Here is a 22,544-nt window from a genome sequence, read left to right as displayed (position 1 = left end):
CAACGCCATCGACAGGCCTCGGCGGGCCCCGCCTCCGCTGCGCTACGCGTCGCCTTCCCGCTCCGCCAGGAACCGCTCGAACTCGAGCCCGATCTCGTCCGCCGACGGGATGTCCAAGGGCTCGGCGAGCATGTTGCCCCGTGTCTCGGCGCCCGCGGCGGCGTCGAACTGGTGCTCAAGGCCCTGGACGAGCGCGACGAGTTCCTCGTCGCCCTCCTGGATCTGCCGGTCGATCTCGGTCTGGGTGCGGTGCGCGTCGGTGCGCAGGGCGTGTGCGATACCCGGCAGGACCAAACCGGTCGCGGCGGTGATCGCCTCCAGTACGGTCAGCGAGGCGTCCGGGTACGGGGAACGTGCGATGTAGTGCGGCACGTGCGCGGCCACACCCAGGACGTCATGTCCGGCCTCCATGAGGCGGTACTCGACAAGCGACTCGGCGCTGCCGGGAACCTGGGCCTCGTCGAAGGGGCTGGTGTGGCCGGGCACCAGTTCGTTGCGGTTGCCGTGCGGGGTGAGGCCCACGGGACGGGTGTGCGGGACGCCCATGGGGATGCCGTGGAAGTTCACGGCCAGGCGGACACCGAGCCGCTCCACGATCTGCTGGACGGCCGCGGCGAAGCGCTCCCACTCGACGTCCGGCTCCGGACCGGAGAGGAGCAGGAAAGGGGCACCTGTCGCGTCCTGGACGAGCCGGACGTCGAGCGTGGGCTCCTCGAAGTCGGTCCAGCGGTCGCGCTTGAACGTCAGCAACGGGCGACGGGCGCGGTAGTCCACGAGCCGGTCGTGGTCGAACCGGGCGACGACCTGGTGGGGCAGCGAGCTGAGGAGCCGGTCGACGATCTGGTCGCCGGTCTCGCCTGCGTCGATGTATCCGTCGAAGTGGTAGAGCATGACAAGGCCCGCCGACTCCTGGGCGAGCGCCATGTCGACGACGGCCAGGCCCTTCGGCTCCCATGCGTACAAACCCTGCGGATCAAGCACTGTGACCGCTCCTCCTCGTGTTCATACTGCACAACGAGCCCTGGAACGCGGGCATTCCCGAGCACGCCCCCTTCCTCACCCTCTTACCGGCTTCTCACGCAAAAGCACTGGGCCCGCACCCCCATATCAGGGGTGCGGGCCCAGTTACCTGGTTACCTGCTCAGGCCTTTGCCAGCGATCAGCTCTGGCCGCCGGCCAGCTTCTCGCGGAGAGCGGCCAGGGCCTCGTCCGACGCCAGGGCGCCGGAATTGTCGTCCGACTCCGAGGAGTACGAACCGCCGCCACCGCCGGAGGCTGCCGGAGCCGCACCCGGGGTGCCGCCGCCGGCAGCGCCCTCGGCCTCGGCCTGGGCGTCCGCCTCGCGGGACTTGATGACCTGCGCCTGGTGCTGCTCGAAGCGCTGCTGCGCCTCGGCGTACTGGCGCTCCCACTCCTCGCGCTGCTTCTCGTAACCCTCGAGCCAGTCGTTGGTCTCGGGGTCGAAGCCCTCGGGGTAGATGTAGTTGCCCTGGTCGTCGTACGACGCGGCCATGCCGTACAGCGTCGGGTCGAACTCGACCGAGGCCGGGTCGGCACCGAAGGACTCGTTGGCCTGCTTCAGCGAGAGGCTGATGCGACGGCGCTCGAGGTCGATGTCGATGACCTTGACGAAGATCTCGTCGTTGACCTGGACGACCTGCTCCGGGATCTCCACGTGGCGCTCGGCCAGCTCGGAGATGTGAACCAGACCCTCGATGCCCTCGTCCACGCGGACGAACGCACCGAACGGAACCAGCTTCGTGACCTTGCCGGGCACGACCTGGCCGATCTGGTGGGTGCGGGCGAACTGCTGCCACGGGTCTTCCTGGGTCGCCTTCAGCGACAGGGAGACGCGCTCGCGGTCCATGTCGACGTCCAGGACCTCGACCGTGACCTCCTGGCCGACCTCGACGACCTCGGAGGGGTGGTCGATGTGCTTCCAGGACAGCTCGGAGACGTGGACCAGACCGTCGACGCCACCCAGGTCCACGAAGGCACCGAAGTTGACGATCGAGGAGACCACACCGGAACGGACCTGACCCTTCTGGAGGGTCGTGAGGAACGTCTGGCGGACCTCGGACTGGGTCTGCTCCAGCCAGGCACGGCGGGACAGGACCACGTTGTTGCGGTTCTTGTCCAGCTCGATGATCTTCGCCTCGAGCTCCTTGCCCACGTAGGGCTGGAGGTCGCGGACGCGGCGCATCTCGACGAGAGAGGCGGGAAGGAAGCCACGGAGGCCGATGTCAAGGATGAGACCACCCTTGACGACCTCGATGACGGTACCGGTGACGATGCCGTCCTCTTCCTTGATCTTCTCGATGGTGCCCCAAGCACGCTCGTACTGGGCGCGCTTCTTCGAGAGGATCAGGCGGCCTTCTTTGTCCTCCTTCTGGAGGACCAGGGCCTCGATCTCGTCACCGACGGCGACGACCTCATTGGGGTCGACGTCGTGCTTGATCGAGAGCTCGCGGCTCGGGATGACACCTTCGGTCTTGTAACCGATGTCGAGCAGGACCTCGTCCCGGTCGACCTTCACGATGACGCCGTCGACGATGTCGCCGTCGTTGAAGTACTTGATCGTCTCGTCGATCGCGGCGAGGAAGGCTTCCTCGTTACCGATGTCGTTGACCGCAACCTGCGGGGTGGTGGCGGTGGTCTCGGTGCTGCTCGTCATGTGGGAAAGGGCTCCGGTACGGACATTGAAGTCGTAGGTACTGCTCACGCCGGGAGCCCGTTTCGCTCTGCAGAAGCCGGACAGCCAAGGAAGCGCCAGAATCCGATGAACGGGGGCGCCTCGACAACCGAGGGGACATACATACAGATGCGAGCGCAGCCTGCTACGTCTGAGGTGCGCAGGCCCGCAGCGCAACTTGTAGCATACGGGGGCAGCCAGGCAGGGTCAATGCGCGAAGGCGCACACCCGGGGCGGATCGCCGCATACCCGGCAGAAGACGACTCGCGGCCGAGCCGCATACCAGACGCCGTCTGGAGTCACGCAGACTCAAGGAGCCCCTTCCGTGACACCACCGGGACGGGTCGGCAGGTCGAGGCCGCAGACTAATACGAGGGAGCCGATCATCCAAGAGCCCGAAGAGCCCCAGCCCCTGGAGCCGGAGGCGACGCGACGCCCCGCGGGGGTCACGGAGAGCTCCCGCGCCAGCCGTGGCTGGTGGGACCGGAACGCGGACGACTACCAGGTCGAGCACGGCACGTTCCTCGGTGACGACCGCTTCGTGTGGGGGCCCGAGGGGCTCGACGAGGTGGAGGCCGAGCTGCTGGGGCCGGCCGAGGAGCTGACGGGCAAGGACGTCCTGGAGATCGGCGCGGGTGCGGCACAGTGTTCGCGCTGGCTGGCCGCTCAGGGGGCCCGCCCGGTCGCTCTGGACCTCTCGCACCGGCAGCTTCAGCACGCTCTGCGGATCGGCACCAAGGGCGTGACTCTGGTCGAGGCGGACGCCGGGGCACTGCCCTTCGGTGACGGCACGTTCGACCTGGCGTGCTCCGCGTACGGGGCGCTGCCGTTCGTCGCCGATCCGGTGCGGGTCCTTCGGGAGGTACGCCGCGTGCTGCGGCCCGGCGGCCGGTTCGTCTTCTCCGTCACGCACCCGATCCGCTGGGCCTTTCCCGACGAGCCGGGTCCCGAGGGCCTGAGCGTGTCCGCCTCGTACTTCGACCGCACGCCGTATGTGGAGCAGGACGAAGACGGTCGCGCGGTGTACGTCGAGCACCACAGGACGGTCGGCGACCGGGTCCGGGACGTGGTGGCGGCGGGCTTCCGGCTGGTGGACCTGGTCGAACCGGAATGGCCCTCCTGGAACAGCCAGGAGTGGGGCGGCTGGTCACCGCTGCGCGGAAATCTCATCCCGGGGTCGGCGATTTTCGTGTGCGTGCGGGACGAGCGGGACGGATAACGGATTACGGAACGGGCGCGCGCCCGCGCGTGATGCGGGGCATGCGCGCGTGCGGTAGCTGCGGGCACGCGCGCGTGCGGGGCGTTTTGACCGTCGTACGACACTGGGGGCGTGATCCGTACCGACGCTCTGGACCGGCTGCCTGTTCGTTCCGTCGTGCCCGCGTTGTGGGACGCCCTCGAGGGGCATGGCACGGCTGTGCTGTGTGCGCCGCCGGGGACGGGCAAGACCACGCTGGTTCCACTGGAGCTGGCCGGGCTGCTGGACCGGCCCGCGGGCGCGGATGCGGATCGTCCGGTCGTACGTCGTGTCGTGGTCGCCGAGCCGCGGCGGATCGCCGCCCGGGCCGCCGCGCGGCGGATGGCGTGGCTGCTCGGTGAGAAGGTCGGCGAGCGCGTCGGCTACACGGTGCGCGGTGAGCGGGTGGTGGGCCGGCACGCGCGCGTGGAGGTCGTGACGACCGGTGTCCTGTTGCAGCGCTTGCAGCGGGACCAGGAGCTCGCCGGCGTCGATGTGGTCGTGCTCGACGAGTGCCATGAGCGGCATCTCGACGCCGATACGGTGGCGGCCTTCCTGTGGGACGTACGGTCCGCTCTCCGCCCCGAGCTGCGGCTGGTGGCCGCCTCCGCGACGACGGATGCGCAGGGGTGGGCGCGGCTGCTGGGCGATGCCCCCGTGATCACCTCGGAGGATGCCTCGTACCCCGTCGAGGTGGTGTGGGCGCCGCCCGCGCGGCCGGTGCGGCCGCCGCACGGGATGCGGGTGGATCCGGCGCTGCTTGCGCATGTGGCTTCGGTGGTGCGGCGGGCGCTGTCCGAGCGCGAGGGGGACGTGCTGTGCTTTCTGCCCGGCGTCGGGGAAATCGCCCGTGTCGCCGGGCAGTTGGGGGAACCGGGCGGGGTCGAGGTGCTTCAGGTGCACGGACGGGCGCCCGCGGCCGTCCAGGACGCGGTGCTCTCGCCCGGTGCCCGGCGCCGCGTGGTGCTCGCGACGTCCGTCGCAGAGTCGTCCCTCACCGTGCCCGGCGTAAGGGTCGTCGTGGACGCCGGGCTGGCTCGGGAGCCGCGCGTCGACCATGCGCGGGGGCTGAGCGCGCTGACGACCGTACGGGCGTCACAGGCGGCCGGACGGCAGCGTGCGGGGCGGGCCGGGCGTGAGGCGCCCGGGGCGGTGTACCGGTGCTGGGCGGAGGCGGAGGACGCCCGTCTGCCGCGTTTCCCCGCGCCTGAGATCAAGGTGGCCGATCTGACGGCGTTCGCCCTGCAGACAGCGTGCTGGGGCGATCCGGACGCGTCCGGGCTCTCGCTGCTGGACCCGCCGCCGAGTGGCGCGCTCGGTGCTGCACGCACGGTCTTGAGGGCCATCGGGGCGGTGGACTCCGTGGGGCGGGCCACGGAGCGGGGCGTGCGCATGTCCCGGCTGGGGTTGCATCCCCGGCTCGCCCGCGCCCTGCTGGACGCGGCCCCCGAGGTCGGCGCCGACCGGGCAGCCGAGGTGGTCGCCCTGCTGAGCGAGGAACCACCACGCGAGTACGGCGACGACCTCGCCGCGGCTTGGCGTACCGCCCGGCGCGGCGGCGACGCGTATGCGCTCCGCTGGAGGGCGGAGGCGCGACGGCTCCGTGCCGCGACGGCGCCCGGGCCCGCCGAGTCCGGCACGGGCGCCCGGGAAAGCCCGGGCGACGACCACGTCGTAGGCCTCGTCGCCGCTCTCGCCTTCCCCGAGCGGGTTGCTCGGGCGCAGGGCGGGTCGTATCTCATGGTGTCCGGCACGAGGGCCGAGCTCGGCGGAGGGACGGGGTTGCGGGGAGCGCCCTGGCTCGCGGTCGCCGTCGCGGATCGGCCTGTGGGGGCGGGGCACGCGCGCGTGCGGCTCGGGGCCGTGGTGGACGAGGAGACCGCGCGGCGGGCCGCCGGGGCGCTGCATGGCGAGGGCGAGGAGGTGCGCTGGGCGGACGGGGACGTCGTCGCTCGGCGTGTCGAGCGGCTGGGGGCCGTGGAGTTGGCGGTGCGGCCGATCAAGGACGCCGGCTCCGGGCTCGTACGACAGGCCCTGCTTGACGGGTTGCGGGAGGAGGGGCTCGGGCTGTTGCGGTGGTCGCGGGATGCCGAGGTGATGCGGCAGCGGCTCGCGTTTCTGCGTCACCGTCTGGGGGCTCCCTGGCCGGACGTGTCGGACGACGCCCTGCACGCGCGCGTGGACGACTGGCTGGAGCCCGAGCTGAGCCGCGCTCGGCGGCGGGCCGATCTGGAACGGATCGACGCCGGGCAGGCCCTCGGGCGGCTGTTGCCGTGGGCCTCCGGGGAGGCGGCGCGGTTGGAGGAGTTGGCGCCTGAGCGGATCGAGGTGCCGAGTGGGTCCAGAATCCGAATTGACTACGCGGATCCCGAGCAGCCCGTACTCGCTGTGAAGTTGCAGGAGATGTTCGGTCTGGAGGAGTCGCCGACCGTCGCCGGCGTGCCCGTCCTCGTGCATCTGCTGTCGCCCGCTGGACGGCCGGCCGCCGTCACCGCCGACCTCGCCTCGTTCTGGAGGGACGGGTACCGGGGCGTGCGGGCCGAGTTGCGCGGGAGGTATCCGAAGCATCCGTGGCCCGAGGATCCCGCGCAGGCCGCGCCGACCCGGCACACGAACGCGCGACTCAGGCGCTGACGGGCTCCGGTTCGTGCGTCTGAGTGGGCGAAGGATCCGCGGGACGGCGGCTGCGGGCCTCCAGATACAGAGACAGCGACAGCAGTCCGGCGCCCAGGATGAGGAAGCCCCACGGCAGGTACGAGGTCAGCAACATGATGAGTACGCGCTGGGACTTGACCAGGTCGACCGTCGACTCGATGTAGTCCTCGCGCATTTTGACGTGCCCGGAGAACGCGGTCACCTTGTCGCGACCCCCCAGGAGCGTGCCGCCCCGCAGTTCCTCCTTGTGGATCTCCTCGCCGTAGACGGGCGCTCCGGTGGCGGGTTCGACCCAGAACTTGCGGACCGTCGTGTACCAGCGGGTGGTGCCCGTCTTGGCGACCGACTCGGGAGTGATGCCCTTGACGGGCATGGCCTTGGGGAAGGGCACTTTGGTCCAGGGGATGGTCTGCTCGAAGTAGTAGACGTTCACGCCCCGGAAGTTCTGCGTGCCTTTGTAGTGAATGGGGGCGGTGACGCGGGCCTGCGCGTCGAAGTACTCGTAGTTCCGTTTCTCGGTCAGGAAGGGCCACTTGAACTCGATGCCGTCGCGCCTGACGGGGTCGCCGTCGACCATCTCACCGGTGGCGTGGACGGGTTCCTGGGTGTGCGCGTCGAAGATGTAGCGCTCGGGGATCTTGGAGACCATCTTGCCGTCGGGGCCCTGGACATAGGACAGGCCGTCCCAGACCACGACGTCGCGGCCCGCTGTCTTCTCGATCTTCTCGGAGGCCTCGACGTTGCCTTTGAGGGTCTGCACGATGCTGACCTTGTCGACTTTTCTGGACTGCATGGTTCCGTAGTCGAGGAGGGTGGCGTCCTTCGCCTCGAGGACCATGTCCTGGTACTGGTGGGCCGGGATCTTGGCGAGGCGGGGGAAGGCGTACCAGCGCAGCAGCGGGGACAGCGCCGTGCAGAACACGGCGAAGGCGAGGAGGATCAGGCTGGCCTTGCGGCGCATCTGGGCGGCCCTCCCTAGGGGTTACGGGTGCTCGGGGATGGTGGTCAGCAGCGGTTTCGGTGAGGTCTTGCCGGCCGGCGAGCCGATGGCCGTGATCGTGAGGACCAGTGCGAGCGCGACGGCGAGACCGGTCGCGGCGGCGATCAGGGCGCGCATTCAGGGCCTCCCCATTCAGCTGATGGAGCGTCAGGGCTGGGGCACCGTAGCAACGGCAGGCCAAGATGAGAACACGTTGCACACACAGACAGCGGCGCCCCCTCCGTCGGCCGGACGGAGGGGGCGCCGCTCATCCAGGGAATCTACGAAGCGGAAGGGCTCGGCGAGGCGCTCTCCGCCGCCACCTTCAGTTCGACCGTCAGCGTCGCGCCACCGGTGGTGGCGATGCGCAGCAGGAACGTGCCGGTCGTGTCGTCCGCGTACAGCTTCGGCAGCTTGAGCAGGCCGTTCGCATCCGTCTCGAGGCCCTTCAGGGTGCGTACGGTCTTGCCGTCGGCGTCCTTGAAGTAGGGGCCCTTGTCGTTCACGGTCGCGTCGTCCGCCGAGGTGACGAGCGTGGCGGTGGCCGCGACACCATCGGCGGCGGCGCCCTTGTACGTGGCCTTCACCTCGACCTGGTCCGCGAACTCGCCACCCGGGGCGCAGGTCAGCGCGGTGTCGCTGGTGCGAGCGAGGGCGTCGGCCTGGCGGGCGGTGACCGTCGCCGCGATGCTGAGGGGAGGCACGATGCGGCCGACGACGGTCGCGCGGACTGTGAACCCGCCCGTCCTCTCACCGGCCTTGAGCGCGGGGGCGGTGGCCACGCCCGAGCTGTTGGTGACCACGGTGGCGACGCTCTCGCCGCCGCTGAAGGTGGCGTCCGTGTCACCGACGATCGTGAAGCGGACCCGGACCTTCGGCACGGCCTTGCCGTCCTTGGTCTCGGTACGCGCGGCGACCTTCCCCGTGAAGGCGTCACCGGCGGTCGCGGTGAGCCTTCCGGTGCCCGCGTTCTCAAGGCGGGTCACCGTGTCCGTGGGCGAGGGAGACGGGGAGGCCGGGGGCGACGAGGTGGGCGGGTTCGGGCTGCCGGACCCGGGAGGCGTCGGAGTGTTGGAGCCGCCGCTACCAGGCGAGGGGCTGGTGGAGGCGCCACGGCCAGGCGTGGAGTTGGGGCTCGACGGCCTCGACGTGGCCGGAGGGGTCGGCGACGGGTTGCGGCCCGCACCGCTGTTGTTGTCGTCGCTGCGGCCGGAGGGGAGTGTGCCTGTGCCGTCCGGCACCTCGTGGGTGCCCTTGCGGTAGTACTCGAGCCACGACAGGACCAGGTTCAGGTATTCCGTCGATGGGTTGTAGCTGAGGATCGCGCGGTTCAGTTCCTTCTGGACGTTCATGTCGCGGTCCAGCCGGCAGAGGTAGTGGCCGGCGGCGAGGGCCGCGTCGTAGATGTTGTTGGGGTTCTTCGTGCCGTCGCCGTTGCCGTCCCGGCCCGCCCAGGCCCAGGTGGAGGGGATGAACTGCATGGGGCCGACGGCGCGGTCGTGCGTCGTGTCCCCGTCGAAGGAACCGCCGTCCGTGTCGGAGATGTTCGCAAAGCCGTTGCCGTTGAGAACAGGGCCGAGGATCGGGGTGATCGTGGTGCCGTCGGCATCGACACGACCGCCGCGGGCCTGGCCGGACTCGACCTTGCCGATGGCGGCGAGGAGTTCCCAGGGCAGGTTGCAGCCGGGCTTGGACTCCCGCAGCGCCGCCTCGGCCTTCTTGTAGGCGTCAAGAACTGTCGCGGGAATGCCGGCCTCGGCGGCACCCGCGGCGATGGGGCCCTCGGCGCCGGGAGTCGTGCTCGGGCTCGGGGTCGGGCTGTTGAGCGGCGGGAGGTCCGTGTAGTACGGCGAGTTGCCGGTCGCGCTGTCTTCGGGGCTGACGTCGGTCGAGGGCTGCGAACCGGTGTTCTGGCTGCCTTGCGGGCTATCGGTCACGCCCGGGGCCTGGGACGCGGACAGGGCCGCGACCGCGGCCGCGGCCACAGCGGTCGTCACCGCCCCTTTGGCCAGCCTCCTGCCGAATTGCGCCGCCATCGCGTGAACCCCTCCCGTCGTCGACTGCCCGCGCCGTGCGCGTTGTCCTGCCGGCCGGCCACGCTCCCAGCGCGGCAACTCAGGTGACCCTACGACAACTTGTGCCGCGCATACACCTGTTCGCGCCCGGAATTCACCCGTTGGCCAGATCCGTTTTCCGCTGCCCCCGTTGCCCCCGAAGCATGCGGTGCTCGTCCCGCATACTGGCGTCCTGGATCAAGGAAGCGTTCCGGGCCGGCGAGTTCGGTCAACGTCGTCAGCGGGGAGCCCAGTTGCCGTTCACTCTCAGCCATGCCGCGGCTGTTCTGCCCGTCGTACGCATGGACGGAACCGGCCGCGGCCCGCTGGTCCCCGCGGTGCTCGTTTCGGGTTCGTTCGCGCCCGACTTGACCTATTACGTGGCGAGTGTGCTGCCTGAGGCGATGGAGTTCGGCGAGTTCACGCACTCCTTCACCGGTGTGTTCACGATCGACGTCCTCATCGCCTGGGTACTTGTGGGCGTTTGGCTGCTGCTCCGCGAACCGCTGGTGGCACTGCTGCCGCCGAGCCGGCAGGGGCGTACGGCGGCTCTGCTGCGATGCGGCGCGCCCCGCGCGCCGTTCCGGCCGGCGCGTGCGCTGTGGTGGTACGTGTCCGCGGCACTCGGCGCGCTGACGCATGTCGTACTGGACGCGTTCACCCATCTCGACCGGTGGGGGATGCGGGTCTTTCCCGCACTCGGGAGGGAGATCGCGGGTTCGCCGCTGTACTGGTACCTGCAGTACGGGGGTTCGGCCGTCCTGGCGGTGGTGATCGCGGTCTTCGTGGCGGTCGCTCTGCGGCAACGGCCCGCCGCGCAACCCGTGGGAGTGCCGGTGCTGTCCGTACGGGACCGGTGGCTTGCCGGGCTGGTGATCGGTGGCTGCGCGGTGGTGGCCGCGGTGCAGCGGGCGTCTCGGTGGTGGGCTTACTGGGGGTCGCGTGCGGAGCCCTGGGAGCTGATTCCCACCGTGTGCTTCGGGGCGGGGGCAGGGCTGGCCGTCGGCCTGCTCCTGTACGGATTCGGTGTCAGGGTGTGGCGTCCGGCGCGGGTTGCTCCCAGCCCGGCAGCGGATCGTACGGAGCCGAGCCGTCCGGCTCCTCGCTGAGCCGTTTACCGCCGCGCGTTCGCGAACGCGCAGGTCAGGGCGGTTTCTTCGGCCACGGTCACGGTGGTGGAGGTGTGGGAAGAGTGGCAGTGGACGCATCGGGTGGGTGCAGCCAGGCTCTCTGCGCCGGTGGGGATGCGGGCGGTGCTGGCGTCGGCTGCGAGGGCGGGTACCGGTGTGCGCAGCGCGGACGCGAGTGCGGTGCGGCAGTGCCGTATGTGAGGGCCCATGCCCCGCATCCTCCGGGCATGCCGGGACCGGGGCCCCTGCTGGAGAGCCACGCGAGTGACACGCGTGTCGCGCTGCGCGCGAATTGCGGCGAGGCCGGTAGGAACGCTGCGGGTAGTCAGTGGCTGGGCGCTCCCCCACTCTCGGCTGCTCCCCCACTCTCGGCTTCGCTCGAGCGGGGGGAGGACCCCCATGAGCGGGGGGACCCCCATCGCGGCGGAGCCGCAAATTGACACAGCCCGGCGCCCCTACGGGGCGCGGCACGAACCGTTCGCGCATCAGATGTGCGCGGCCACCGACAGCTACGCACCCCCTGAGGGCGCCCAACCCCAACCCTCCGGAGGCTAATGCGCCGCCGACTCCCAGTCGTTGCCCGAGCCGACTGAGACGTCCAGTGGGGCTCGCAGGTGGACCGCGTTGGCCATTTCGTGGCGGATGAGTGCCTCGGTCTGCTCCCGCTCTCCGGGGGCGATTTCGAGGACGATTTCGTCGTGGACCTGGAGGAGAAGGCGGGACTTGAGCTTCGCTTCGGTGAGGGCGCGGTCGACGTTCAGCATGGCGATCTTGACGATGTCGGCGGCGGTGCCCTGGATGGGCGCGTTCAGAGCCATCCGCTCGGCCGCCTCGCGGCGCTGGCGGTTGTCGCTGTTGAGGTCGGGGAGGTAGCGGCGGCGCCCGAACAGCGTCGCCGTGTAGCCCGTGGCCCGCGCTTCGTCCACGGCCCGGCGCAGATAGTCGCGGACGCCGCCGAAGCGCTCGAAGTACGTGTCCATCAGCACCCGCGCCTCCCCCGCGTCGATGTTCAGCTGCTGCGACAGGCCGAAGGCCGACAGGCCGTACGCCAGGCCGTACGACATCGCCTTGATCTTGCGCCGCATCTCCGCGTCGACCGCGGAGCGCTCCACGGAGAACACCTGTGAGGCGACCGTCGTGTGCAGGTCCTCGCCCGTGGTGAATGCCTCGATGAGGCCCTCGTCCTCCGAGAGGTGGGCCATCACGCGCAGCTCGATCTGGCTGTAGTCGGCGGTCATGAGGGACTCGAAGCCCTCGCCGACCACGAAGCCGCGGCGGATCGCGCGGCCCTCGTCGGTGCGCACCGGGATGTTCTGGAGGTTGGGGTCCGTGGAGGAGAGGCGGCCGGTGGCGGCGACGGTCTGGTTGAACGTGGTGTGGATACGGCCGTCCGTGGCGATCGACTTGATGAGGCCTTCGACGGTCACCCGCAGCTTGGCCTGCTCGCGGTGGCGGAGCATGATGACCGGCAGTTCGTTGTCGGTCTGGGTGGCCAGCCAGGCGAGGGCGTCGGCGTCCGTGGTGTAACCCGTCTTCGTGCGCTTGGTCTTGGGCAGGGCCAGCTCACCGAAGAGGACTTCCTGGAGCTGCTTGGGCGAGCCCAGGTTGAACTCGTGCCCGGCTGCCGCGTGCGCCTCCTTTATGGCCTGCTGCACGGCGCCCGCGAACAACTGCTCCATGGCTTCGAGGTGGGTGCGGTCCGCGGCGATGCCGTGCCGCTCCATGCGGGCGAGCAGCGTCGAGGTCGGCAGCTCCATGTCGCGCAGCAGATCGGCCGCGCCGACCTCCTTCAGCCGGTCACCGAAGGCTTCGCCAAGGTCGAGCACGGCACGGGCCTGCACCATCAGTGCCTCGGCCTCGGCGCTCTCGTCGGCGCCGAAGGCGAGCTGCCCGTCGGCAGCGGCGGCGGGCGCCAGCTCCCTGTGGAGGTACTCCAGGGACAGCGCGTCCAGGTCGAAGGAACGGCGTCCGGGCTTGACGAGGTAGGCGGCGAGCGCGGTGTCCATGGAGACGCCTGCGATGCTCCAGCCGTGCTCGGCGAAGACGCGCATGGCGCCCTTGGCGTTGTGGAACACCTTGGGCTTCTCCGGGTCGGCGAGCCACTGCGCGAACGCGTTCTCGTCGGCCTCGTCCAGCTGCGCCGGGTCGAACCAGGCGGCTGCTCCTGCCGCCGCGGCGAGTGCGACCTCGGCCACCGCGCCCGTACCGAGCGACCAGGTGTCGACGGTGGCGACACCCAGGACCGCCTTGCCGTGCTCGTCCAGCCATGGCTTCAGCTCGCCCGCGCCGAGCACCGCGCCGTCCAGTGGCACGCCCTCGGCGATCACCGGTGAGGTGTCGGCCTCGTCGGCTCCGGGGTCGACGGCCAGCAGCCGCTCACGCAGCGAGGGGTTACGGATCTCCAGGGTGTCCAGGACCATCGCGACGGCCTTGCGGTCGTACGCGGCGCGCTGCAGGTCGGTCACCGTCCTGGGCAGCTCCATTTGCCGCTCCAGCTCGGTGAGCCGGCGGTTGAGCTTGACGGCGTCGAGGTGGTCGCGGAGGTTTTGTCCCGCCTTGCCCTTTACCTCCTCGACGCGCTCGACCAGCTCGGCGAAAGACCCGAACTGGTTGATCCACTTCGCGGCTGTCTTCTCGCCGACGCCGGGGATGCCCGGAAGGTTGTCGGACGGGTCTCCGCGCAGGGCCGCGAAGTCGGGGTACTGGGCCGGCGTCAGCCCGTACTTCTCGAAGACCTTCTCCGGGGTGAACCGCGTCAGCTCGGAGACGCCCTTCGTCGGATACAGCACCGTCGTGTGCTCGGAGACCAGCTGGAAGGAGTCGCGGTCGCCGGTGACGATCAGCACCTCGAAGCCCTCGGCCTCGGCCTGGGTGGCGAGTGTGGCGATGACGTCGTCCGCCTCGAAGCCGTCGACCGCGAACCGCTCGGCGTTCATGGCGTCGAGCAGCTCGCAGATGAGCTCGACCTGGCCCTTGAACTCGTCGGGGGTCTTGGAACGGTTCGCCTTGTAGTCCGTGAACTCCTCGGAACGCCAGGTCTTGCGGGAGACGTCGAACGCCACCGCGAAGTGCGTGGGCTCCTCGTCGCGCAGGGTGTTGGCGAGCATCGACGCGAAGCCGTAGATCGCGTTCGTCGGCTGTCCCGTCGCCGTCGTGAAATTCTCCGCGGGCAGCGCGAAGAACGCTCGGTACGCCAGGGAGTGCCCATCCATGAGCATCAGTCGCGGGCGCCCGTCGGCGGAGGTCTTCTCGGTCTTCTTCGATGCTGTTTCTGCCACGACCCCGATCCTGCCACGAGCCACTGACAACGCGGTCCCCGCTGCCCGGCCACAGTTCTTCTCACCGGCGCGTGGCAGGATCAAAGACGTACCTCACACATGCGCTCGAATGAGGAGGCCGAGATGGCCGGCAAGCCACCCCAGGGTGATCCGGTTCAGGACGCGCCGCAGGTCGCCGCGCCGAAGCACGCGGCGGCCGGTCTGCCCGCCATCGGCCATACGCTGCGCGCCGCCCAGCAGCAGATGGGCGTGCGGCGTACGGCGCTGACGCTGCTGCGCGTCAATCAGAAGGACGGTTTCGACTGCCCGGGCTGTGCCTGGCCCGAGCCGGAGCACCGGCACAAGGCGGAGTTCTGTGAGAACGGCGCGAAGGCGGTCGCCGAGGAGGCCACACTGCGCCGGGTCACACCGGACTTCTTCGCCGCGCATTCGGTGGCGGACCTCGCGACCCGCAGCGGCTACTGGCTGGGGCAGCAGGGCCGCCTCACGCACCCCATGTATCTGGCGGAGGGCGCCGAGTACTACGCGCCGGTGTCCTGGGAGAGGGCCTTCGACATCATCGCGGAGGAGCTCACCGCCCTCGGCTCACCGGACGAGGCCCTCTTCTACACCTCGGGCCGCACCAGCAACGAAGCGGCGTTCCTGTATCAGCTGTTCGCCCGCGAGTTCGGGACGAACAATCTGCCGGACTGCTCCAACATGTGCCACGAGTCGTCGGGATCCGCACTCAGCGAGACGATCGGCATCGGCAAGGGCAGCGTCCTCCTGGAGGACCTCTACAAGGCGGATCTGATCATCGTCGCCGGGCAGAACCCGGGCACGAACCATCCGCGCATGCTCTCGGCCCTGGAGAAGGCGAAGACGAACGGCGCGCGGATCATCACGGTGAACCCGCTGCCCGAAGCGGGCATGGAGCGCTTCAAGAACCCGCAGACCCCCCAGGGCATGCTCAAGGGCGCCGCCCTGACCGATCTGTTCCTGCAGATCCGCATCGGCGGCGACCAGGCCCTCTTCCGCCTTCTGAACAAGCTGATTCTCGAGACGGAAGGCGCGGTCGACGAGGCCTTCGTCAGCGAACACACCCACGGCTACGAGGAGTTCGCACAATCGGCCTGCGCCGCCGACTGGGACGAGACGCTCACCGCGACGGGCCTCACGCGCGCGCAGATCGACGAAGCGCTGCGCATGGTTCTCGCCTCGAAGCGCACCATTGTGTGCTGGGCGATGGGCCTGACCCAGCACAAGCACTCCGTGCCGACCATCCGAGAGGTGGTCAATTTCCTTCTGCTGCGCGGCAACATCGGCCGCCCGGGCGCGGGCGTGTGCCCGGTGCGCGGCCACTCGAACGTGCAGGGCGACCGCACCATGGGCATCTTCGAGCGCCCCGCACCGGCCTTCCTGGACGCCTTGGAGAGGGAGTTCGGCTTCGCACCGCCGCGCGAGCACGGCTACGACGTCGTACGGGCCATCCGCGCGATGCGCGACGACAAGGCGAAGGTCTTCTTCGCGATGGGCGGCAACTTCGTGTCGGCGTCCCCCGACACCGAGGTCACCGAGGCGGCCATGCGCCGCGCCCGCCTCACCGTGCACGTGTCGACGAAGCTCAACCGCTCGCACGCCGTCACGGGCGCGCGTGCCCTGATCCTGCCGACCCTCGGCCGCACCGAGCGTGATCTCCAGGGCAGCGGCGAGCAGGTCGTCACCGTCGAGGACTCCATGGGCATGGTGCACGCCTCGCACGGACGTCTGGAGCCCGCGAGCGAACACCTGCTGTCCGAGACGGCCATCGTGTGCCGTCTCGCGCGGCGCGTCCTCGGCGAGGGATCCCGCACGCCCTGGGAGGAGTTCGAGAAGGACTACGCGACGATCCGCGACCGCATCGCGAAGGTCGTCCCGGGCTTCGAGGACTTCAACGCGCGCGTGGCCGAGCCCGGAGGCTTCGCGCTGCCGCACGCCCCCCGCGACGAGCGCCGGTTCCCCACCGCCACCGGCAAGGCCAACTTCACGGCCGCGCCCGTCGAGTACCCGAAGCTCCCCGCGGGCCGTCTCCTGCTGCAGACGCTGCGCTCGCACGACCAGTACAACACCACGATCTACGGCCTGGACGATCGCTACCGCGGCATCAAGAACGGCCGGCGGGTCGTGCTCGTGAACCCCGAGGACGCCCGTGAGCTGGGCCTGGCCGACGGCTCGTACACCGATCTCGTCAGCGAGTGGCAGGACGGTGTGGAGCGGCGTGCGCCCGGCTTCCGGGTCGTGCACTATCCGACGGCCCGGGGCTGCGCAGCGGCGTACTACCCGGAGACCAACGTCCTGGTCCCCCTGGACGCCACCGCGGATACCAGCAACACACCCGCCAGCAAGTCCGTCGTCGTCCGTCTGGAACAATCGGCCGCCAACTGAGCGTTCGCTTAGCGAGCGCGCCGAAAGCCGAAAGACGAAGGAGCCGGCCCATGGGCGAGCACCAGCACGTGAACTTCCCGCAAGAGGTCATCGACGAGTACACAGCCCTGGGCGTCGACCTCGTGGCCATGTTCTCCGCCGGGCACCTGGGCACGCGCATGGGCGTCCAGATCACCGAGGCCTCCCCGGACCGCGTCGTGGGCACCATGCCGGTCGAGGGCAACACGCAGCCGTACGGACTCCTGCACGGCGGCGCCTCCGCTGTGCTCGCGGAGACGCTGGGCTCGATCGGCGCGATGCTGCACGCCGGCAGCTCCAAGATCGCCCTCGGTATCGACCTCAACTGCACCCACCACCGGGGAGCCCGCTCCGGCCTCGTCACCGGTGTCGCGACCCCCCTGCACCGCGGCCGGTCCACCGCCTCGTACGAGATCGCGATCAGTGACGAGGCGGGCAAGCGCGTATGCACCGCGCGGCTCACCTGTCTTCTGCGCGATGTGATGGCGAGCGACGAGGAACGCGTACGTGCCGCGGACTGACCCTCGTCCCTTCGGGGCGCCAGGTCCGCCGGACGCCAATCACCGTGGCGGGTACCGGCGTTGTCCACAGCACCGTGGTTGTCCACAGAGCCGTTGCTCCCCGGCACCCGGCGGCTTAGCGTCAAGGCATGAAATCGGGAGAAGCCCCCTGGCCGGGGGCAGCACTCGGATTGGGGCTCGGGCTTGCGCTGTTGACCGGCGGCCTGATCACCGGGTGCGGGCAGGACGGGGCGGGTACGCGGGATGCCGCGCGGACCGGCGCCGACTCGCCGTCGCCATCGGCCACTCCCCGCGAGGACCTGTGCACACGGATCGTCACATACTGGTCGCGGGAGGTCCTGGACCAGGACTCGTACGGGGACTACCAGTCGATGGGCCTGTCGAACGGCCAGTACGAGATCCTGATGAAGGTGGTCGACGCCGCCCGGGCCGAGAAGAAGAGCAAGGGCACACCGGCCGCGGACCGGCTGATCGACCGCGAAGCGCGCGCGGGCTGCGAGGACCTGTACCGCGACGGCGCCCCAAGCGGAGGGCCGTGGCAGTGAGCGGCGTCGGCCCCGTCGAGCCGGGAGAAGGAACGCGCGCGCGGGACATCCCGGGCCCGGACGCCCCGCCCCTGCCTGGCATCCCGCCCGAACCGCCGCGCGGACGCCTCGGGCAGACGTATACGCGGCACCGCCGCGCCATCCTGCCGATCGCGGCAGCCGTCGCACTCCTCGCGGGCGCCGGCTACCTCTACGCCACCCGGCCCGAACAAGCCCCGCCGGAACCGCCGCCCTACCCCTCACAGGTGGTCGGCATCACCTACCTCGGCCAGGAGCCCGCACCTGACAACGCTCCGCCCGAGAGCTTCAGCATCGGCGTGGAATTGACCGTCCGGTCCGGCCCCCAGGTCACCGTGCTGGGGATAACGCAGCCCTATGCCGGTCTTTCCCTGGCCTCGGTTCCGCGCCTCCCTTTCCGGACAAGGACCGGCTTTCCCCACAAGATCAGCATCACCATGCAGGTGACGGAATGCGCACGTGTACCGAGGAACGCCGGGCTGCCTTTCCTGGACGTAACTCTGCGTAATACGCGCGCAATACAAGTGCACAGTTTCATCCTTGGTGAACGCTATGCACACGACCTCTCGGAAGCCGTTCAAGTCGCCTGCAGCACCAACTCCGCGTCATCACCAAAACCGTAGAACACTCCTGACCAAACCCGGTGAGGCCTGCACGTTCTCACTATGCGGACCGGGCGAATCGGCCTTAATTCCACTCTTCCGCCCACCGAGTACCGCTCTGCATTACCTCGTGTCATAACAAGAGCGTCACAGCATTGGCCAGACCCTCCTCCACGTTCCCCACACACGCTTAGAGTCACGCCCAGTCACCGCGCCATCGGGATCCGAATCGTCTTCGGACCAGCGCTCGACTCGGCCGCTTCTACGGGGAAGGGCCGCGCATGGGAAAGGACTGATCGTGCGCCAACGTTCGCTCATCGCCATCACCGCCGCGCTGGCGGCGGGAGCACTCACACTCACCGCCTGCGGCTCGCGCGACGACGACGGCGGCGGCTCCTCCGGCGACGGTGGCACCACCGTGGTCATAGGCGTCGATGCCCCGCTTACCGGCGACCTGTCGGCCCTGGGTCTCGGCATCAAGAACTCCGTCGACCTCGCCACCAAGCAGGCCAACAAGCAGAAGGTCGTCGAAGGCGTCACCTTCAAGATCGAAGCCCTCGACGACCAGGCGCAGCCCTCCTCCGGGCAGCAGAACGCCACCAAGCTGGTCGCCAACAAGGACGTCCTCGGCGCCGTCGGCCCGCTGAACTCCTCCGTCGCCGAGTCCATGCAGAAGGTCTTCGACGACGCCAAGCTCGTCCAGGTCTCCCCCGCCAACACCAACCCCGCCCTCACCCAGGGCCAGGACTGGAACGGCGGCGAGAAGCTCCGCCCGTACAAGTCGTACTTCCGCACCGCGACCACGGACGCCATCCAGGGCCCGTACGCCGCGCAGTACGTCTTCAACGACGCCAAGAAGACCAAGGCCTTCGTCATCGACGACAAGAAGACCTACGGCGCCGGTCTTGCCGCGACCTTCTCGGACGAGTACAAGAAGCTCGGCGGCAAGATCGTCGGCACCGAGCACATCGACCCCGAGACCAAGGACTTCTCCGCGGTCGCCACCAAGGTGAAGAACTCCGGGGCCGACGTCGTCTACTACGGCGGCGAATACCCGCAGGCCGGCCCGCTCAGCAAGCAGATCAAGGCCTCAGGTGCCAAGATCCCGCTCGTCGGCGGCGACGGCATATACAGCGCCGACTTCATCAGCCTGGCCGGCGCCAGCGGAGCCGGCGACCTCGCCACCTCCGTCGGCGCACCCGTCGAAGAGCTCCCCTCTGCCAAGGAGTTCGTCGCCAACTACAAGGCCGCCGGATACAAGGACGCCTACGAGGCGTACGGCGGCTACTCCTACGACTCCGCCTGGGCGATCATCCAGGCCGTGAAGAAGGTCGTCGAGGACAACAACGGCGAACTTCCCGACGACGCCCGCGCCAAGGTCACCGAGGCCATGCAGAACGTCTCCTTCGACGGTGTGACCGGCAAGGTCTCCTTCGACGAATTCGGTGACGCCACCAACAAGCAGCTCACCGTCTACTCCGTCGAGGGCACCGACTGGAGCCCGGTGAAGTCCGGCACGTACGAAGGCTGATCCACACCCGCATCACTGAACGAGCCGCGCGGGGCGCTGCACCACTGGCGCCCCGCGCGGACTCGCATCCGGTCACATCCCTCGACATATCCGAAGTCTCGGAGGACATGCGGTGAACGAACTGCCGCAGCAGCTGGTCAACGGCCTGCTACTGGGATCCATGTACGGGCTCGTCGCCATCGGCTACACGATGGTCTACGGCATCGTCCAGCTCATCAACTTCGCCCACGGCGAGATCTTCATGATCGGAGGGTTCGGCGCCCTCACGGTCTACCTGTACGTCCTGCCCGACGGCACCACCATGTGGATCGCACTGCCACTGATGCTCCTCGGCGCCGTCATCGCCGCGGTCATCGTCGCCGTAGGGGCGGAACGGTTCGCCTACCGCCCGCTGCGAGGCGCACCACGCCTCGCCCCCCTCATCACCGCCATCGGCCTCTCCCTCGCCCTCCAGCAGGCCGTATGGGCCTGGTACCCCGGCGCCAAGGAATCCATCAACTTCCCGGAGATCGCCGGCGGACCCTTCGAGATCGGCAGCGTCACCGTGCAGACGGGCGACGTCTTCCTGCTCGTGGTCGCCCCCATCAGCATGGCGATCCTCGCCTACTTCGTCATGAAGACCCGCACCGGACGCGGCATGCAGGCCACCGCCCAGGACCCCGACACCGCCAAACTCATGGGCATCAACACCGACCGCATCATCGTGGTCGCCTTCGCCCTCGGCGCCGTGTTCGCCGCCGTCGGAGCCGTCGCGTACGGCCTCAAGTACGGCCAGGTCCAGTTCCGCATGGGCTTCATCCTCGGCCTCAAGGCCTTCACCGCCGCCGTCCTCGGCGGCATCGGCAACATCTACGGAGCCATGATCGGCGGCCTCGTCCTCGGCATCGCCGAAACCATGGCCACCGCCTACATCGCCGACGTCCCCGGCATGTCGCAACTCGGCGGCCAGTCCTGGGCCAACGTCTGGGCCTTCGTACTTCTCATCCTCGTTCTCCTCTTCAGGCCACAAGGCCTGATGGGTGAGCGCGTGGCGGACAGGGCGTGACACCGATGACCACACAGACCACTGCACCCCAGACGCCGAGCACCCCGGCCAAGGGCAAGCCCAGCGGCCTCATCGGCATCCCCGAAAACCTGGGCCGCGCCCTCGCCACCGGCGGCGGCATCCTCACCGTCGTGTCCACGTTCCTCGCCTGGACCTGGACCGACGCGTTCCCCGGTGACCTCACCGTCTATGGCTACCCCGGCGGCCTCCAGGTCCTCGTCCTCATCGCCGGCGCCCTCACCGCACTCTTCGGCCTCGCCTCCTACGGAGTGAAGGGCCTGCGCTGGCTCACCCCCGGATCAGCCGACAGCGCGATCAAACTGGCCGCACTCGCCGCCTTCGCGACCGCCTGGTTCACGATCATCGCGATCAGCGTCAACCTCGGCGGCCTCGCCAACCTCGAACCCGGCGGCTGGGTCGTCGCCATCGTGACCCTCGCGACCCTCCTCGGCGCCCTCTCCCTGCCCTTCGAACGGCCCGTAACCGAACCGGCCGACCCCGATGACACCGACTGGGAGCAGTTCCGCCACGACACCCGCAACAAGCTGACGGTCTTCAAATCGGCCTTCGCCTCCAGCGAGGTGACCCCGGCCCGCAAGCTCCCCGCGTACGCCGAAATCCTCATCATCGTCGCGGCGCTCGCCCTCGGCCTGACCGTCTTCACCTACGGCATCGGCACCGAATACGACGAACTCTTCGTCGGCTTCATGATCACCGTCGGCTTCGGCTTCGCCGCCGTCACCAAGGCAGGACTGGTCGCCAGGGTCTCCGCGATCACCGCCAAGCACCGCAACGTCACGATGATCGGCGCCTTCGTCGCCGCCGCGGCCTTCCCCTTCACCCAGTCCGACGACCAGTACGCGACCATCGGTGTCTACATCCTGATCTTCGCGACCGTCGCCCTCGGCCTGAACATCGTCGTCGGCATGGCAGGGCTCCTCGACCTCGGATACGTCGCCTTCCTCGGCGTCGGCGCCTACACCGGGGCCATGGTCTCCGGCTCGCCCTCCTCGCCCTTCGACATCCACCTGCCGTTCTGGGCCTCCGCCCTCCTCGGCGCGGCAGTCGCCATGGTCTTCGGCGTCCTCATCGGCGCCCCCACCCTGCGCCTGCGCGGCGACTACCTCGCCATCGTCACCCTCGGCTTCGGTGAGATCTTCCGCATCGCCGTCCTCAACGCCGACGGCACCTCGGGCCCGGACATCACCAACGGCTCCAACGGCATCTCGTCGATCCCGAACCTCAACATCTTCGGCTTCGACTTCGGCCAGGAACACAGCATCGCCGGGTTCACCATCGCCCGCTTCGCCAACTACTTCCTGCTGATGCTCCTCATCACCCTCATCGTCGTCATCGTCTTCCGACGCAGCGGCGACTCCCGCATCGGCCGCGCCTGGATCGCCATCCGCGAAGACGAAACCGCCGCCCTCGCCATGGGCATCAACGGCTTCCGCGTCAAACTCATCGCCTTCGCCCTCGGCGCCGCACTCGCCGGCCTCGCCGGCACCGTCCAGGCCCACGTCACCTACACCGTGACACCCGAGCAATACCAATTCGCCCACGTCGTACCACCGAACTCGGCATTCCTCCTCGCCGCAGTCGTCCTCGGCGGAATGGGCACCATCAGCGGACCCCTCGTCGGCGCCGCACTCCTCTACCTGATCCCCGCCAAGCTCCAATTCCTCGGCGACTACCAGCTCTTCGCCTTCGGCCTCGCGCTCGTCCTGCTGATGCGCTTCCGTCCGGAAGGCCTCATCCCGAACCGGCGCCGTCAGCTCGAATTCCACGAAGAAGCGGAAGCGCCCACAGTCCTCAGCAAGGCAGGGGCCTGACCAC

At 69.3% G+C, this 22,544-nt stretch carries 17 protein-coding genes; 10 read left to right on the top strand and 7 right to left on the bottom strand.

What is annotated here, in order from left to right; all coding sequences use genetic code 11:
- Positions 1-42: 42 nt before the first annotated feature.
- Both ACGFNK_RS12555 and rpsA read right to left on the bottom strand, forming a co-directional pair.
- Positions 43-981: a PAC2 family protein gene (locus tag ACGFNK_RS12555; RefSeq protein WP_386345770.1), complete on the bottom strand. Its 939-nt coding sequence runs from the start codon at positions 979-981 to the stop codon at positions 43-45.
- 178 nt (positions 982-1,159) lie between these two features.
- Entirely contained in the window at positions 1,160-2,674 is a 1,515-nt protein-coding gene (gene rpsA / locus ACGFNK_RS12550; RefSeq protein WP_344392165.1) for a 30S ribosomal protein S1, read from the bottom strand.
- A gap of 343 nt (positions 2,675-3,017) precedes the next feature.
- On the opposite strand from rpsA, the gene ACGFNK_RS12545 reads away from it, so the two are divergent.
- Together ACGFNK_RS12545 and hrpB are read left to right on the top strand one after the other, a co-directional pair.
- The gene (locus ACGFNK_RS12545) at positions 3,018-3,911 is read left to right on the top strand and encodes a class I SAM-dependent methyltransferase (protein WP_393414954.1); all 894 of its coding nucleotides are present in this window, start codon (positions 3,018-3,020) and stop codon (positions 3,909-3,911) included.
- A gap of 111 nt (positions 3,912-4,022) precedes the next feature.
- The gene (hrpB, locus tag ACGFNK_RS12540; protein WP_393414951.1) at positions 4,023-6,563 is read left to right on the top strand and encodes an ATP-dependent helicase HrpB; all 2,541 of its coding nucleotides are present in this window, start codon (positions 4,023-4,025) and stop codon (positions 6,561-6,563) included.
- Here hrpB and ACGFNK_RS12535 read toward each other — a convergent pair.
- The 3 genes from ACGFNK_RS12535 to ACGFNK_RS12525 all read right to left on the bottom strand — a co-directional run bounded on the left by ACGFNK_RS12535 (position 6,553) and on the right by ACGFNK_RS12525 (position 9,599).
- Positions 6,553-7,545, bottom strand: coding sequence for a DUF3068 domain-containing protein (locus ACGFNK_RS12535; protein ID WP_393414949.1), 993 nt, complete (start codon positions 7,543-7,545; stop codon positions 6,553-6,555). The two genes, hrpB and ACGFNK_RS12535, sit on opposite strands and share 11 nt — an antisense overlap.
- 21 nt (positions 7,546-7,566) lie before the next feature.
- Entirely contained in the window at positions 7,567-7,701 is a 135-nt protein-coding gene (locus tag ACGFNK_RS12530) for an SPW_0924 family protein (RefSeq protein ID WP_106972263.1), read from the bottom strand.
- A gap of 143 nt (positions 7,702-7,844) precedes the next feature.
- Positions 7,845-9,599, bottom strand: a complete 1,755-nt coding sequence (locus ACGFNK_RS12525) for a lytic transglycosylase domain-containing protein (protein ID WP_393414946.1) — start codon at positions 9,597-9,599, stop codon at positions 7,845-7,847.
- A gap of 272 nt (positions 9,600-9,871) precedes the next feature.
- Between ACGFNK_RS12525 and ACGFNK_RS12520 the strand changes: the two genes are divergently transcribed.
- Positions 9,872-10,726 carry a DUF4184 family protein gene (locus tag ACGFNK_RS12520; protein ID WP_393414943.1) on the top strand — a complete coding sequence of 285 codons (855 nt, stop codon included), beginning with the start codon at positions 9,872-9,874 and terminating at the stop codon, positions 10,724-10,726.
- A gap of 5 nt (positions 10,727-10,731) precedes the next feature.
- On the opposite strand, the gene ACGFNK_RS12515 is transcribed toward ACGFNK_RS12520, so the two are convergent.
- Positions 10,732-10,956: a hypothetical protein gene (locus tag ACGFNK_RS12515; protein WP_393414940.1), complete on the bottom strand. Its 225-nt coding sequence runs from the start codon at positions 10,954-10,956 to the stop codon at positions 10,732-10,734.
- A 342-nt stretch (positions 10,957-11,298) separates the two neighbouring features.
- On the bottom strand, positions 11,299-14,025 hold the full coding sequence (gene polA / locus ACGFNK_RS12510; RefSeq protein WP_393414937.1) for a DNA polymerase I: 2,727 nt from the start codon (positions 14,023-14,025) through the stop codon (positions 11,299-11,301).
- Between the two features lie 123 nt (positions 14,026-14,148).
- Between polA and ACGFNK_RS12505 the strand changes: the two genes are divergently transcribed.
- From ACGFNK_RS12505 to ACGFNK_RS12475, 7 genes are all read left to right on the top strand, one after another.
- The gene (locus tag ACGFNK_RS12505) at positions 14,149-16,428 is read left to right on the top strand and encodes an FdhF/YdeP family oxidoreductase (RefSeq protein ID WP_393414934.1); all 2,280 of its coding nucleotides are present in this window, start codon (positions 14,149-14,151) and stop codon (positions 16,426-16,428) included.
- Positions 16,429-16,478: 50 nt separating this feature from the next.
- Positions 16,479-16,967: a PaaI family thioesterase gene (locus ACGFNK_RS12500; protein ID WP_393414931.1), complete on the top strand. Its 489-nt coding sequence runs from the start codon at positions 16,479-16,481 to the stop codon at positions 16,965-16,967.
- Positions 16,968-17,095: 128 nt separating this feature from the next.
- Entirely contained in the window at positions 17,096-17,512 is a 417-nt protein-coding gene (locus ACGFNK_RS12495) for a hypothetical protein (protein ID WP_393414928.1), read from the top strand.
- Positions 17,509-18,153 (top strand): Tat pathway signal sequence domain protein, encoded by a 645-nt coding sequence (locus ACGFNK_RS12490; RefSeq protein WP_393414925.1) that lies wholly within the window; start codon positions 17,509-17,511, stop codon positions 18,151-18,153. The genes ACGFNK_RS12495 and ACGFNK_RS12490 overlap by 4 nt, the downstream gene beginning before the upstream one ends.
- 277 nt (positions 18,154-18,430) lie before the next feature.
- A complete protein-coding gene (locus tag ACGFNK_RS12485) occupies positions 18,431-19,663 on the top strand; it encodes a branched-chain amino acid ABC transporter substrate-binding protein (RefSeq protein WP_393414922.1) in 1,233 nt (410 codons plus the stop codon).
- A 112-nt stretch (positions 19,664-19,775) separates the two neighbouring features.
- Positions 19,776-20,708, top strand: coding sequence for a branched-chain amino acid ABC transporter permease (locus ACGFNK_RS12480; RefSeq protein WP_386345791.1), 933 nt, complete (start codon positions 19,776-19,778; stop codon positions 20,706-20,708).
- 5 nt (positions 20,709-20,713) lie between these two features.
- The gene (locus ACGFNK_RS12475) at positions 20,714-22,540 is read left to right on the top strand and encodes a branched-chain amino acid ABC transporter permease (protein WP_393414919.1); all 1,827 of its coding nucleotides are present in this window, start codon (positions 20,714-20,716) and stop codon (positions 22,538-22,540) included.
- Positions 22,541-22,544 lie beyond the last annotated feature (4 nt).

The organism is Streptomyces sp. NPDC048825 (assembly GCF_043198355.1).
GTDB lineage: Bacteria > Actinomycetota > Actinomycetes > Streptomycetales > Streptomycetaceae > Streptomyces > Streptomyces xiangluensis.
This window is presented reverse-complemented; position numbering and strand designations above follow the sequence as displayed.

What these genes read in the sequence shown, in the direction of transcription:
- rpsA (WP_344392165.1), bottom strand. Translation starts at nt 2,674, where the DNA reads ATGACGAGCAGCACCGAGACCACCGCCACCACCCCGCAGGTTGCGGTC.
- ACGFNK_RS12535 (WP_393414949.1), bottom strand. Translation starts at nt 7,545, where the DNA reads ATGCGCCGCAAGGCCAGCCTGATCCTCCTCGCCTTCGCCGTGTTCTGC.
- ACGFNK_RS12530 (WP_106972263.1), bottom strand. Translation starts at nt 7,701, where the DNA reads ATGCGCGCCCTGATCGCCGCCGCGACCGGTCTCGCCGTCGCGCTCGCA.
- ACGFNK_RS12525 (WP_393414946.1), bottom strand. Translation starts at nt 9,599, where the DNA reads ATGGCGGCGCAATTCGGCAGGAGGCTGGCCAAAGGGGCGGTGACGACC.
- ACGFNK_RS12515 (WP_393414940.1), bottom strand. Translation starts at nt 10,956, where the DNA reads ATGGGCCCTCACATACGGCACTGCCGCACCGCACTCGCGTCCGCGCTG.
- ACGFNK_RS12505 (WP_393414934.1), top strand. Translation starts at nt 14,149, where the DNA reads ATGGCCGGCAAGCCACCCCAGGGTGATCCGGTTCAGGACGCGCCGCAG.
- ACGFNK_RS12500 (WP_393414931.1), top strand. Translation starts at nt 16,479, where the DNA reads ATGGGCGAGCACCAGCACGTGAACTTCCCGCAAGAGGTCATCGACGAG.
- ACGFNK_RS12495 (WP_393414928.1), top strand. Translation starts at nt 17,096, where the DNA reads ATGAAATCGGGAGAAGCCCCCTGGCCGGGGGCAGCACTCGGATTGGGG.
- ACGFNK_RS12475 (WP_393414919.1), top strand. Translation starts at nt 20,714, where the DNA reads ATGACCACACAGACCACTGCACCCCAGACGCCGAGCACCCCGGCCAAG.